The sequence below is a fragment of the Pseudomonas sp. CBS genome, assembly GCF_024734645.1.
Classification (GTDB): Bacteria; Pseudomonadota; Gammaproteobacteria; order Pseudomonadales; family Pseudomonadaceae; genus Aquipseudomonas.
On record NZ_CP102929.1, the window covers coordinates 1294030 to 1307345 of the forward strand.

Here is a 13316-nt window from a genome sequence, read left to right on the forward strand (position 1 = left end):
TTATTTATTGTTATTGTCGGATCAGGCCACTTTCGGCATATTGGTCGCCAAGGCGCATTCTGGCCACAAATAATAAAGTCTTGTCACGGGATATACCACCATGGAACTTCGCCATTTACGTTATTTCATCATGGTGGCCGAAGAGCGACATTTCACCCGCGCTGCCGCCCGCCTGAACATGCAACAACCGCCCCTCAGTCAACAGATTCGTGCCCTGGAACAAGAGCTGGGGTTCGACCTGTTCAAGCGCCACCCCAAGGGCGTCGACCTGACTGCCGGCGGCCTGGTATTTCTCGATGAAGCGCGGGCCATCCTCGCCCGCGTCGAACAAGGCTCCCTCAAGGCCGCCCGCGCCGCCCAGGGCATCGAGGGCACACTGGTCATCGCCTTCACCAGCTCCGCCGCTGCCCATCCACTGATCCCGCGCATCATCCGCGCCTACCGCGAGCACTACCCGGGCGTGGAACTCTCGATCAACGAAGGCAGCGCTCGGGAAGTCACTGAAGACACCATCGAAAAACGCATCGATATCGGCATCCTCCGCGCCCCGGTGGGCGACCACCAGAGCCTGACCTTCCACCGCCTGCTCAACGAAGAAATGCTGCTGACCTTGCCCGTCGGGCATGCGCTGCTCAAGGGCGCCGAGCCAAAAATCACCATGGCCGACCTCAAGGACGAACGCTTCATCCTGGTCCGCCGCCCCGGCGCGCCGGGGATGTACGCCAACCTGATCAAGGCCTGCCAGAACGCCGGCTTCGAACCGAAGATTGCCTTTGAAGTGGAGCGCATGCTGACCAACGTCAGCCTGGTGGCCGCCGGTGAAGGCATCTCCGTGGTGCCCGCGTCGATGCGCGATGTGCACCGCGAGAGCGTCGTGTATTGCCGAATCAGCGATGCGCGGCCACGATTATTGGCGCCGATCACCCTGGTGCGGCGCGCGTTCAATCCGTCGGCGCCGTTGCAGAATTTCATTGGCTTGGCGCGGGAGTTGGCGGGGGTTTATCGCAAGGGTTGACCTGCATCGTCGGCGCGTCGAACGACTCAACGGAAAGAGATACTCCAGGCAAATCCGAAATACTGTCATTGAGCCACCACTCCTTGTACGCTAACGGGCCTTTTTGACCGTGAGATAAAACATGGATGTGCTGCACAAACTGAAAAACGCCTACGTCAGCGAACGCAAAGCCCATATGGTCGCCACCTATTTTACTTTCCGCCACATAGGCCTGCGACTGGGTAACGCTGAGAAATACTGGGACGAACTGACTCGTCAGGAAGCCCGCCTACTGGAGAAAGGCTTCCAGGTTCTGGCCGATACACTAACCCAGCAGCCGAAAACGCAAGCCGAGTTGAAGGCCTATCAACTCGTCCTGAAAAACACCAACGCGAAGCTAACCGAGCGTGGCAACTTTCTGCTGGCGCTGGTTACCCTGATGACGGCCTTGAGTCTGACCAAACTCAATGACGTGTTCCATTGGCCTGATGGTTTCTGGTCCGCCGGACTCGCGTTCTTCGTCGTTGGTGCAGCCATCTTTTTTTCGATTTTCGACACCGTACGAGTACGCAGCCGGGCGGCGATCCACGAGGAACTGATAAACGTAATAGAACGATATCTACAACACGCGCCCTCTGTCGCACCTGTTACTCCTCAAATGCCTGCTCCAATCCCAGCGGCCCCTACGTCGCGTCCCGCCCCCGTAGCAGAAGGCGTTCTGGAAAGGGTCTTCAGCAAGGAGGTCTACTCAGCGCTATTTAAGGCTTCCATATTGGCCTTTGGTATTGCCTTGGTCGGAATATCACAAACCGGACCGACTCTTTACGAAAAAGAACTGAGTGCCTACGCCGACAAGTTCAACATCGAAGCCGTTACTGGTCGCACTCTCGAGGAAATCGACTGCGAACTGCTGACTACGCATAAAGCCGGATGCAATATGGCCAAACACAAAATCGACGCGTCGAATAGCGCATTAGACCTGCTCGATACAATCGTTAAAGGTGGCCTGCGCTTCGGAATGGGATTGTTCCTGGCGGCGGTCTTCATCTTTATCGCCTCATTTTTTGTGCATCGTGCCGCCAACGAAAGCCGCCCGTAATCGTTGGGTACTTCGTACTTAACGAGTCAATCAACGACAAACAACTTCGCCCCAATGGCGGTGGAGGAACGATGCCCTTCCATGTCATTGCCCACCTGATAACTCATCCCGGCAGTCAGCGTGAACTGCCGGCCATCCTCCAGCTCGGTGTGCAACTCACCTTCCAGGCACAGCAGGATATGCCCGCGCCAACACCAGTGGTCAGCGAGATAACCGGCGCTGTATTCGACCATGCGCACGCGGGTTGAGCCGAACTGACAGGTGCGCCAATACGCGCTGCCGGTTTCGCCGGGGTGCAGCACGGGTTCGAGGGTCGACCAGTCGGTGGTGCCAAAGGGGATTGCGGTCAGGTCCATGGTTTTCTCGGCATTGAATACGTGTAGATGAACCGTACCGATAAGGTGAATGCCGCGATAGAGACAGATCCGCTGCATTTGCGGGATACAGGGCAACAACTCTTGGTATCCTGCCAACCCTCTTCGCATGGAAGCCCGTCGATGAAGATCGATCCATCCTTTGTTGTGCATGAGACCGAGCATTGGCTGCTCAATCATCACCTGTCGTCCACGCTGCCGGGCTACCTGATGCTGGGTGCCAAGGCGCCTATACACTCCCTGGCTGACATGCCCGATGCGGCGCTCGCGGAGCTGGGCGGGTTGCTGGCCAACATCCAGCGAGTGATGGAAGCGCAACTGAAACCCAAGTGGCTTTACATCAGCCGGTTCGGGCATATGCCGGGCTTCCCGCTGCACTTTCATTTCATACCGGTGTATGGGTGGGTTGAAGCGCTGTTCTGGCAGGATGAGCGCTATCGGGTGTTGCAGCATTTCGGGACGCAGCAGAAGGCAACCGACGGTGCAGAGCTGACGCTTTTTATCTGGCGGGAGTTTGGTGAGAGTCCTACGCCGCCGGTGGTTCAAGGCGCTTCGGTGAGCGAGGTGATCAGGTGTTTGCGTACGGAGTTCAATACCCAAGACCACACATGACCTGTGGCGAGGGAGCTTGCTCCCGCTGGGCTGCGCAGCAGCCCCAAAAAGGTCAGCGAGTTCTTTCAGTCAGATTGCGATAGCTTTATTGGGGCCGCTTCGCGACCCAGCGGGAGCAAGCTCCCTCGCCACAGCAAGCGCCCTCACCACAGTTTTTTTCCGTGTCAGCGCAAACGGCGCAGGTGTTTGCGCATAGGAATACAGGCCAACTGCAACCCCGATGGCGAATGGTAGATTGCCTGCTCATCGCCCACATACCCACACCGCCGATAAAAATCCGCTGCGTTCAACGTCGCGTCCAGGATCACTTCTTCAATCCCCAATTCCTGCGCCAACACCTCCAGATACACCAACACCTGCTTGCCAATCCCGCGTCCGGTAAACCCGGGCAACACAAACAGCGCACCGATTTCGTTGTTCGCCAAATCCAGCATCCCCGTGGCCACAGGTTCACCGTTCACGCAGCCCAGGTAAAAATGCTTGTCCATCAGCGTGTCGTAACCGTCCTCAGCGGCGCCCCGGGTCCACACCATCATCTGCTCGGACGTGTAGGCGCCGATGCATTGGCTGCGTATGGCCAACAGGCGAATGTCGAAGGCTGTCTGTGCATCTTCCAGCGTGGCGCGTCGTATCTCGAGCATTTGTCCCTCCATGGACGTCAGGCGTTCTCGTCACCCGGTCGGGTAAACGAATAGCGGTCAATATCGGTCCTCAGTTGCCAGCCCTGGCCCTGCCAATAACGGGCGGCGCTGTCATTGGTCTTGAACACATCCAGGTGGCATTTACGAATGCCCAACTGCGCAAGGCTGGTGAGGCAGCGCTCTACCAGCGCGTTCGCAATGCCCTGGCGACGATACTCAGGCAGCACCAGCAGATGCTGCAAATAACCGCGCCGGCCATCGTGCCCGCACATCACGCACCCACCCAGCACACCGTCGATCTCGGCCACGAAACTCATGCCGGGATTGCGCTCCAGGTAACGCGCGGTGGCCTCGCGGGAGTCGGCGTCGCGTAGGGAGATGCCAGGCGTGTTCTGCATCAGTTCAAGCACGGCGTCGTAGTCGGCGGCGCTCATTACGCGAAGAGTGACCATGGTGTTCAAAACCCTCTGAGTTCGCGCTGAGTTTGCCTGCACTTGTGCCGGTCGCGCACGCATAAATACACGACCGGACGACTGCTTGAGTTAACGCAGCTGAAACCAGGTGGTTTTCAGTTGTGTGTACTTGTCAAAAGCATGCAGCGACAGATCACGCCCGAACCCGGATTGCTTGCCGCCACCGAAAGGCACCGCCACATCCAGGGCGTCGATGGTGTTGACCGAAACCGTTCCGGCATTCAGGGCTCGGGCCACACGGTGCGCACGGTTGAGGTCATCACTCCATACCGAGGCCGCCAGGCCGTAGACACTGTCATTGGCCTGCTGGATCGCCTGCGCTTCCGTGTCGAAGGCGCTCACCGCAAGCACCGGGCCGAACACTTCATCACGGGACAGGGCCATGTCGTGGGTCACACCGGCAAAAATGGTTGGCTGGATGAAGTTTGCTGAACCATTGATGATCAACTGTTCGCCACCGCACAACAGCCTGGCGCCCTCCCCGTTGGCCTGACTGATGGCGTTCATGATGCGCGCGGTTTGCTCACTGTCGACGATTGCACCGGCTGCACTGCCAGGGTCCAGCGGATCACCCGGCATCCAGGCGCGCGATTTGGCAATCAGGCGCTCGATGAATTCATCATGGATGGAGCGTTGCACGTAGAGACGGGAGTTGGCCGAGCACACTTCGCCCTGGTTGAAAAAGATGCCGAAGGCGGCCTTCTCCGCAGCGAGGTCCAGGTCCTGGCAGTCGTCAAACACCAGGTTCGGGCTTTTGCCACCACATTCCAGCCACACCTGCTTAAGATTGGACTGGGCGGAATACTGCATGAAGTACTTGCCCACCTGAGTGGAGCCGGTGAACACCAGGCAATCCACATCGTTGTGCAGCCCCAGCGCCTTGCCGGCACTTTCGCCGAGGCCGGGCACCACATTCAACACGCCTTCCGGGATACCCGCTTCCAGCGCAAGTTGGGCCAGGCGCAGGGCAGAAAATGGCGACTGCTCAGCGGGCTTCAACACCACGCTATTACCGGCCGCCAATGCCGGTGCGAGTTTCCAGGCGGCCATATCAAGCGGGAAGTTCCACGGCACCACCGCCGCGATCACCCCCAGTGCTTCACGCGTGATGGTTGCCAACGCGTTGTGAGCGGTGGGCGCGACTTGATCGTAGAGCTTGTCGAGGGCTTCACCGTACCAGGCAAACACATTGGCGGCGCCGGGCACGTCGACGTTGTAGGCATCCATCACCGGCTTGCCCATGTTCAGCGAATCGAGCAGCGCCAGCTCTTCGCGGTGGGTCATCAGTAACTCGGAGAGCCTGATCAAAATTTTCTTGCGCTCCACCGGCGGCATCCGTCGCCAGGGGCCCGTATCGAAGGCCTGACGAGCGCTGCGCACAGCCAGGTCAACCTCTGCGTCACCGCAGGCCGCCACCCGCGTTAGCAGTTGCTGGGTGGCCGGGTTGATCGCATCGAAGGTGGCCCCGGACTCCGCACTCACTGAGCGGCCACCGATCAGGGCGGAGTTGATGAACGTCTGGCGGGCAACACGCTGTTGCCAGTAATTAAGGTCAAACACGTTGTACTCCCAATGAATGGCGATAGAGAAACAGAGGACTCACTCGGCGATCTGTAGCTCAGGCATCTTCACGCTCAACCCCCGCGTGATACCCAGCAAACAGATGAGGCCAAGCCCCATCCAGCACAGGCCGATGGTGAATGACAGGCTGGACAAGCTGGTCCACAGCCAGATCGTGCTGAGGAATCCCAGCCCCGGCACAACGGCGTACAGCAGGTAGTTCTTCGTGCCGCGTAACTTCTGGTCGACCACGTAATGCTTGATCACCGCCAGGTTCACCGCCGAGAACGCAAACAGCGCACCGAAGCTGATCATGTTGGCGACGGTATCCAGCGTGATGAACAAGGCAATCAGTGAGAACAGGCTGACCAGCACGATGGCCGTGGCGGGCACGCGCTTTTTCGTCACCAGCTTGCCGAGCACGCGGGGCAACGCGCCGTCACGTCCCATGGCGAACAAGACCCGCGACACGCTGGCCTGGGAGACCATCGCCGAGGCGAAGCAACCGGCGACATAGGTCGCGGTAAAGGCAGTCACCAGCAGTTCGCCGCCTACCCGGCGCATCACATCCACCGACGCGGAATCCGGGTCGACGAAGCTGTTCCATTCCGGGAACACCATTTGCGCGAAATACGAAACCAGCAGGAACAGCAGGCCGCCGAACAGCGACACCACCATGATCGCCAACGGGATGGTGCGGCGTGGGTTGGGGGTTTCCTCGGCCATGGTCGACACCGCATCAAAGCCGAGAAAGGACAGGCACAACACCGCGGCACCCGCCATGATCAGCGGCGCGCTGAAGCCTTCGTGGTGGAACGGCGCAAGCAGCGACACCGGTGCGGACTGCTCGCTGAGGGTGTGCACCGATAACGCTACGAACACCACGATGAACACCAACTGGGCGACGATGAGTATCCAGTTGACCCGGGTGATGGACTCGATGCCCACCAGGTTAAGTACCGTCACCAGGGCAATCGAGCCGAGCACCCACACGGCGGTGGGCACTGCGGGGAAGTATTCAGACATGTAGATACCGATCAGCAAATAGCTGAGCAGTGGCAAGAAGATGTAGTCCAGCAATAGGGTCCACCCGGCGATGAAGCCGAAGTAAGCGCCAAACGCTTTGCGGGTATAGGAGTAGACCGAGCCTGAAAACGGGTGCGCCTGCACCATGCGTCCATAGCTGTAGGCCGTCAGCAGCATTGCGGCGAGGGTCAGCATGTAGGCGGTTGGCAAGTGGCCCTTGGTCATTTGGGTCACCAGGCCATAGGTGGTAAACACTGCCAGCGGCACCATGTACGCCAGGCCGAATAGCACCAACCCGACCAGGCCGAGCGGCTGACGGAACCGGCGGGACGAAGCGGTTTTGGGTGAGGGTTGATGAGCGGGCGTCGCGGTCACGTTTGTTATTGTATTCATGGGTGACTCCTGGAAATGGGGATGCAGGGCGTCGCGGCATTCGATGGCATCGATGCCGTTCAAGCGTTGCCTGATGGAGATTGCGCACCACCCCTCACTTGGGGCGGCGCGCAGGTCACTTCAGAGTTTTCCCGCGATCCGTGCGGTGCGATCGACGGCGATGCGGGTCTTTTCAACCAGCTCGTCCAGCTCAGTGCGCGTGGCCACCAGTGCCGGCGCCATGATCATGCGGCCGAGCGTCGAGCGAATGATCACGCCCTCTTCAAAACCGAAGGTACGGCACTGCCAGGCCAGGTCGTTTTCATTGTCGAAGCGTTTGCGCGTGCTCTTGTCTTCAGCGAACTGCAAGGCCGCAAGCAGGCCCGTGCCCTGGATCTCGCCGATCATCGGGTGATTGCCGAACACTTCATGGAGGATTTTTTGCAGGTACGGCCCGGTGTCGTCCTTCACTTGGCGCACGATGCCTTCATCCCGTAGCGCCTTGAGGTTGGCCAGCGCCACCGCCGCCGCCACCGGGTGCCCGGAATAGGTCAGCCCGTGGGCGAACACGCCGCCGTGTTCCACCAGCGCATCGGCAATGCGCTTGCTCAGCACCAGGCCGCCCATCGGCAGGTAACCGGAGGTCAGGCCCTTGGCGATGGACAAGGTGTCCGGCTCAAAACCGAAGTGTTGATGGGCGAACCACTCGCCAGTACGGCCAAAGCCACCAATCACCTCATCGGCGCACAGCAGCACATCGTATTGACGGCAAATGCGCTGGATCTCGGGCCAGTAGCTTTCCGGGGGGAAGATCATGCCGCCCGCGCCCTGGAACGGTTCAGCGATAAACCCGGCAACGTTTTCAGCCCCCAGTTCGAGGATTTTTTCTTCCAGCTGCAAGGCGCAGCGGCGGCCAAACTCGGCCGGCGTCAGCTCGCCACCATGGGCGTACCAATAAGGTTCGTCAATGTGTGCAACGTCGGGAATCAGGCCGCCCATCTCGTGCATGAACTTCATGCCGCCCAGGGCAGACGCCGCCAGGGTGGAGCCGTGATAGCCGTTCCAGCGGCCGATCATGATTTTTTTCTGCGGCTGACCCACCACCTGCCAGTAGCGGCGCACGGTACGGATCAGTACTTCGTTGGCCTCGGAGCCGGAGTTGGTGTAGATCACGTGGCTGTAGTGGCCCGGCAACAGGCTGAAGAGCAACTCCGACAGCTCAATCACCGCCGGGTGGGTGGTGTGAAAGAACATGTTGTAGTACGCCAACTGATCCATCTGCGAGGCAGCGGCAGCGGTCAAATCCCTGCGGCCATAGCCCAGCTGGGTGCACCACAGGCCCGACATGCCGTCCAGGTAACGCTTGCCTTCGCTGTCCCACAGGTAAAGGCCCTCACCGCGCACCATCACCCGCGGGCCTTCGGCATTCAGCGCTTTTTGATCGACAAAGGCATGGATGTGGTGGGCCGCATCCGACTTCTGGTAGTCCTCGGTCAGGCGGTTCAGTTGGACGGGTACGTTCATGGTATTTCTCTCTTATTAGTAGTGACGCAAGGGCGAGCAACGCCGCTCAGCGGTGCTTGCTCATGTAGCTTTCGAGGGGGTCTTTGCTCAGCACGCCCTGGGCTTCTGCCAACGAGTCGATAAACAAGGCAAACAGTTCCGATTGCGCGCCGATATCGAGCTTGGTGTAGATGTGTTTGCGGTGGGACTTGATGGTGTCTTCCGAGACGTCGAGGCGCTCGGCCAACGAGCGGGTGGAATGCCCACGCAGGATCAGTTGGGCGATCCGGCATTCACGCTCGGTCAATATCGACGAGCCGAAGTTGTTCAACGCCGAGTGAATGCGCTGCTCCAGCAGGTTTTCGAAACGTGCACCCTGGGCATCCAGGCCAACGAAATGCTTGCCCAGCACGGCCAGCACCCACGGGGCGATGCGCTTGAATTGCTGGGTGGTGGCGGCGTCGAGCTTTTGCGTAAAGGCCAGTGACACCGCCAGGCTCGAGCCGTTGCTCGACTGCAGGATGTAGTTCAGCTCATCCTCCAGATGGGAGTGGCGGTAAAACGACTGGAAGTACTCGCTGAGTTCGAAGTGATCGGGGGCGACGTCGGCCAGGTCATAACACCCGGAGCTGACGCCTTCCACGCAGGCCCCATAAAACGGGTCGAGTAAATAAAACCCCGACAGGTATTGGCGCACATTGCCTTGTGGCAACCATGGCCCTTCCAGCTCGAACAACGCGCTGGGCATGCCGCCACGCGGGTAGAAATACAGCGTGGTGGCCTGGATCGGATGGAGATAGCCGAGGGCCTCGAACAGGATCGCGGCGAACCCCGATTGCCCGATGCTGTCGGTCACCCGGGCCATCTGTTCGAACCATTGCGCAGAAGAAAGCCGGTCGTTTTCCACTTCAAACACTCGCTGAAAGAACTGCCAGGATGGTTACACACCCGCCCCATCCTCGAAATCACCCGATAGGGTGAGCCTGCATCCGATATTTATGCTCACTTCCCAGCTTAATAATATTTTATTAAAAACCGCCCTCCCCCTAGCCTTGAAGCCATGCCCAAGCTGAATCCAACTGCATTACGCAAGGACAGACACATGACTCAAGCAATAACAAAAATAGACACGCTGGTAGTGGGAGCCGGTCAGGCTGGCGTCGCCATGAGCGAGCACCTGAGCAAACAAGGCGTGCCGCACCTGGTGCTGGAGCGCAGCCGTATCGCGGAGCGCTGGCGCACCGGCCGCTGGGACTCGCTGGTCGCCAACGGCCCGGCCTGGCATGACCGTTTTCCGGGCCTGGCCTTCGATACTGTCGCCCCCGATGGCTTTGCGCCAAAAGAACGCGTGGCGGACTACTTCGAAGCCTATGCACGCAAGTTCAATGCACCGATTCGCACCGGCGTGGACGTGACCTCCGTGGTGCGCAATGTCGGTCGTCCAGGCTTCACCATTCACACCAGCGAAGGCGTGATCGAAGCCAACCGCGTGGTGGCGGCGACCGGGCCGTTCCAGAAGCCGGTGATTCCGGCGATTGCCCCTCAAGACAGCGCGCTGCACCAGATCCACTCCGCCGACTACCGCAACCCCGCGCAACTGCCGGCTGGCGCCGTGCTGGTGGTGGGCGCCGGGTCCTCCGGGGTGCAGATCGCCGATGAACTGCAACGCTCCGGGCGCCAGGTGTACCTGTCGGTCGGTGCCCACGACCGCCCACCGCGGGCCTATCGCAACCGCGATTTCTGCTGGTGGCTGGGGGTGCTGGGCGAGTGGGACCAGGCCGCGATGAAGCCCGGCCGCGAGCACGTGACCATTGCGGTGAGCGGCGCCCACGGCGGCAAGACCATCGATTTCCGCGAGCTGGCCCAGCAAGGCATGACCCTGGTCGGCCTGACCCAATCCTTCGACGGCAGCGTCGCCCGCTTCCAGCCCAACCTGGTGGAAAACCTGGCCCGCGGTGATGAGAACTACCTGGCCCTGCTGGATGCGGCGGATGCCTACATCGAACGCAACGGCCTCGACCTGCCGCCAGAGCCCGAAGCACGCCGCGTGTTTCCCGATGCCGAGTGCATCAAGCAGCCGATTCTGGAACTGGACCTGGCCAAGGCCGGTATTACCTCAATCATCTGGGCTACCGGCTTTGCCGTGGATTACAGCTGGCTGAAGGTCGACGCATTTGACGCCGCCGGCAAGCCGCAGCACCAGCGCGGCGTGGCCAGCGAGTCGGGAATCTACTTCCTCGGTTTGCCATGGCAGTCGCGCCGGGGTTCGTCGTTTATCTGGGGCGTGTGGCATGACGCCAAATACGTGGCCGACCATATCGCCATCCAGCGTCAATACCTTGAGTACCGCGAATCCGCGCCGGTTGCTCACACCTCACCTGTCAGCGCCTGATCACTTTTTTCTGGAGTTTTTTTGATGCCTACTCACACTCGCATCCGCATGTTCAACACCAAGGAAACCTACCCCAACCAGAGCCTGGACAATGACCTGTGCCAGGCCGTACGCGCCGGCAACACGGTGTATGTGCGGGGCCAGGTGGGCACCGATTTCGACGGCAAGCTGGTGGGCCTCGGCGACCCGCGCGCCCAGGCCGAACAGGCCATGCGCAACGTCAAGCAACTGCTGGAAGAAGCCGGCAGCGACCTGAGCCACATCGTCAAGACCACCACCTACCTGATCGACCCGCGCTACCGCGAGCCGGTGTACCAGGAAGTCGGCAAGTGGCTCAAGGGCGTGTTCCCGATCTCCACCGGGTTGGTGGTTTCGGCCCTGGGCCAGCCACAGTGGTTGATGGAAATTGATGTGATCGCCGTCATCCCCGAATAAGGAGTCGCTCATGACCTTTTCAATCGTCGCCCGCTGCGCGGAAACCGGCCAGATGGGCATTGCCATCAGCTCCTCAAGCATCGCCGTAGGCGCCCGCTGCCCCTGGCTGCGGCCCGGCGTGGGTGCGGTCTCGACCCAGAACATCACCCTACCGGCCCTGGGCCCGGATGTACTCGACCTGCTGGAGCAAGGCCTGGCCCCTGCCGACGCGGTGGACAAGGCGCTCACCCGCAACGGCTACAGCCAATACCGGCAACTGACGGCGATTGATCACCTGGGGCGCACCGTGCATTTCAGCGGCAGCGAAACCCTCGGCACCCATAACGCGGTGTCGGGTGAACAGTGCGTCGCCGCCGGCAATATGCTCGCGGACCGCTCGGTGATCCAAGCCATGGTCACCGCATTTGAACAGGGCGAAGGCCAACTCACTGATCGCCTGCTGGCGGCGATGCACGCAGCCATCGCCGCCGGTGGCGAAGCCGGCCCGGTGCATTCGGCAGCCGTGGTAGTGGTGGGTGAACTGACCTGGCCGATCATCAACCTGCGGGTGGATTGGGCCGATGAGAACCCGATTGGCGAACTGCAGAAGTTGTGGGACGCCTACCGCCCGCAGGTGCAGGACTACATTGACCGCGCCCTGGCCCCGGACCGTTCACCGGGCTACGGCGTGGCCGGAGACGACCGATGAGCAACAGCCGCGAATTGCTGCAGACGCTGGTGGGGTTTGATACCACCAGCCGCGAGTCCAACCTGCAATTGATCGAGTACGTACGCGACTACCTGGCGGGGTTCGGCGTCGCCAGCGAGCTGATCTACAACGATGAGCGCAGCAAAGCCAATCTGTTCGCCACCATCGGCCCGGCGCAAGTGCCCGGGATTGTGCTGTCGGGGCACACCGACGTGGTGCCGGTGGATGGCCAGCCGTGGACGTTGCCGCCGTTTGAATTGACCGAGTGCGACGGCAAGCTGTTTGGCCGGGGCACGGCGGACATGAAGGGCTACATCGCCTGCGTGCTGGCGCTGGTGCCGTCGCTGGTGAACGCAGACCTGCGGATGCCGGTGCATATCGCCTTGTCCTATGACGAGGAAGTCGGCTGCCTTGGGGTGCGCTCGCTGCTCAAGGTGCTGGAGCAATGGCCGGTGAAACCGCTGCTGTGCATTATCGGCGAGCCCACCGAGCTGAAGCCGGTGCTGGGCCATAAAGGCAAGCTCGCCATGCGCTGCGAAGTGCATGGCGAGGCGTGCCATTCGGCGTATGCGCCTCAGGGCGTGAATGCAATCGAGTACGCGGCGGAGTTGATTGGTGAGCTGGGGCGGATTGGCCAGCGCCTCAAGGTGCATCAGGACGAGCGCTTTGACCCGCCGTTCAGCACCGTGCAAACCGGGGTGATTTCCGGGGGCAAGGCGCTGAATATCGTCCCGGCTGATTGCCGCTTCGACTTTGAAGTGCGCGCCCTGCCCTCGATGGACCCGGGTGAAGTGGCTGAGGAACTGCAGGCGTATGCAATGCAGCAGGTGTTGCCGCGTATGCAAGCGGTGAGCCGGCAGAGTGCGATTCGCTTCAGTGAATTGTCGGCGTACCCGGGGCTGGCCACTGATCAGCGTAGCCAGGCGGCAGAGCTGATTGCGGCGTTTTGCGGCTCGCGGGAATTTGGCACCGTCGCGTTCGGGACCGAGGGTGGGTTGTTTGATGCAGCCGGCATTCCCACCGTGGTGTGCGGGCCTGGGAGCATGGACCAGGGGCATAAGCCGGATGAGTTTGTGAGTGTGGAGCAACTGAAGGGTTGCGACGCCATGTTGTTGCGCATGCTCGACTCGATTCGCGCCTGAAACGC

14 protein-coding genes are annotated in these 13316 nt (G+C 60.6%); 7 read left to right on the forward strand and 7 right to left on the reverse strand.

The genetic code is table 11. The features are described 5' to 3' along the window. Nucleotides 1-100: 100 nt before the first annotated feature. Both NVB75_RS05765 and NVB75_RS05770 read left to right on the forward strand, forming a co-directional pair. Nucleotides 101-1015, forward strand: coding sequence for a LysR family transcriptional regulator (locus NVB75_RS05765; RefSeq protein ID WP_258346399.1), 915 nt, complete (start codon nt 101-103; stop codon nt 1013-1015). A gap of 121 nt (nt 1016-1136) precedes the next feature. After that, a complete protein-coding gene (locus tag NVB75_RS05770; RefSeq protein WP_258346400.1) occupies nt 1137-2093 on the forward strand; it encodes a hypothetical protein in 957 nt (318 codons plus the stop codon). Between the two features lie 26 nt (nt 2094-2119). Here NVB75_RS05770 and NVB75_RS05775 read toward each other — a convergent pair whose 3' ends face one another. Then, the gene (locus tag NVB75_RS05775) at nt 2120-2449 is read right to left on the reverse strand and encodes a DHCW motif cupin fold protein (protein ID WP_258346401.1); all 330 of its coding nucleotides are present in this window, start codon (nt 2447-2449) and stop codon (nt 2120-2122) included. Between the two features lie 141 nt (nt 2450-2590). Between NVB75_RS05775 and NVB75_RS05780 the strand changes: the two genes are divergently transcribed. Further along, nucleotides 2591-3079, forward strand: coding sequence for an HIT family protein (locus NVB75_RS05780; protein WP_258348541.1), 489 nt, complete (start codon nt 2591-2593; stop codon nt 3077-3079). A gap of 164 nt (nt 3080-3243) precedes the next feature. Here the strand turns inward: NVB75_RS05780 and NVB75_RS05785 are convergent, their stop codons facing one another. The 6 genes from NVB75_RS05785 to NVB75_RS05810 all read right to left on the reverse strand — a co-directional run bounded on the left by NVB75_RS05785 (nt 3244) and on the right by NVB75_RS05810 (nt 9519). After that, nucleotides 3244-3720, reverse strand: a complete 477-nt coding sequence (locus NVB75_RS05785) for a GNAT family N-acetyltransferase (RefSeq protein WP_258346402.1) — start codon at nt 3718-3720, stop codon at nt 3244-3246. A gap of 17 nt (nt 3721-3737) precedes the next feature. Then, nucleotides 3738-4235: a GNAT family N-acetyltransferase gene (locus NVB75_RS05790; RefSeq protein ID WP_275713333.1), complete on the reverse strand. Its 498-nt coding sequence runs from the start codon at nt 4233-4235 to the stop codon at nt 3738-3740. Nucleotides 4236-4262: 27 nt separating this feature from the next. Further along, complete coding sequence (locus tag NVB75_RS05795; protein WP_258346403.1) at nt 4263-5753, reverse strand: aldehyde dehydrogenase; 1491 nt, start codon at nt 5751-5753, stop codon at nt 4263-4265. A 39-nt stretch (nt 5754-5792) separates the two neighbouring features. Continuing rightward, on the reverse strand, nt 5793-7172 hold the full coding sequence (locus NVB75_RS05800) for an APC family permease (RefSeq protein ID WP_258346404.1): 1380 nt from the start codon (nt 7170-7172) through the stop codon (nt 5793-5795). 120 nt (nt 7173-7292) lie between these two features. Continuing rightward, nucleotides 7293-8675 (reverse strand): aspartate aminotransferase family protein, encoded by a 1383-nt coding sequence (locus NVB75_RS05805; RefSeq protein WP_258346405.1) that lies wholly within the window; start codon nt 8673-8675, stop codon nt 7293-7295. Between the two features lie 46 nt (nt 8676-8721). Further along, nucleotides 8722-9519: a helix-turn-helix transcriptional regulator gene (locus tag NVB75_RS05810; protein WP_258348542.1), complete on the reverse strand. Its 798-nt coding sequence runs from the start codon at nt 9517-9519 to the stop codon at nt 8722-8724. Between the two features lie 195 nt (nt 9520-9714). Here NVB75_RS05810 and NVB75_RS05815 point away from each other — a divergent pair, with 195 nt between their 5' ends. From NVB75_RS05815 to argE, 4 genes are read left to right on the forward strand one after another with little or no spacing between them, the layout of a single operon-like run. Further along, entirely contained in the window at nt 9715-11046 is a 1332-nt protein-coding gene (locus NVB75_RS05815) for a flavin-containing monooxygenase (protein WP_375378911.1), read from the forward strand. Nucleotides 11047-11070: 24 nt separating this feature from the next. Beyond that, nucleotides 11071-11481 (forward strand): RidA family protein, encoded by a 411-nt coding sequence (locus tag NVB75_RS05820; RefSeq protein WP_026077677.1) that lies wholly within the window; start codon nt 11071-11073, stop codon nt 11479-11481. A gap of 10 nt (nt 11482-11491) precedes the next feature. After that, on the forward strand, nt 11492-12169 hold the full coding sequence (locus NVB75_RS05825) for a DUF1028 domain-containing protein (protein ID WP_093197759.1): 678 nt from the start codon (nt 11492-11494) through the stop codon (nt 12167-12169). Further along, nucleotides 12166-13311, forward strand: a complete 1146-nt coding sequence (gene argE / locus NVB75_RS05830) for an acetylornithine deacetylase (RefSeq protein ID WP_258346407.1) — start codon at nt 12166-12168, stop codon at nt 13309-13311. The genes NVB75_RS05825 and argE overlap by 4 nt, the downstream gene beginning before the upstream one ends. Nucleotides 13312-13316: the final 5 nt, after the last annotated feature.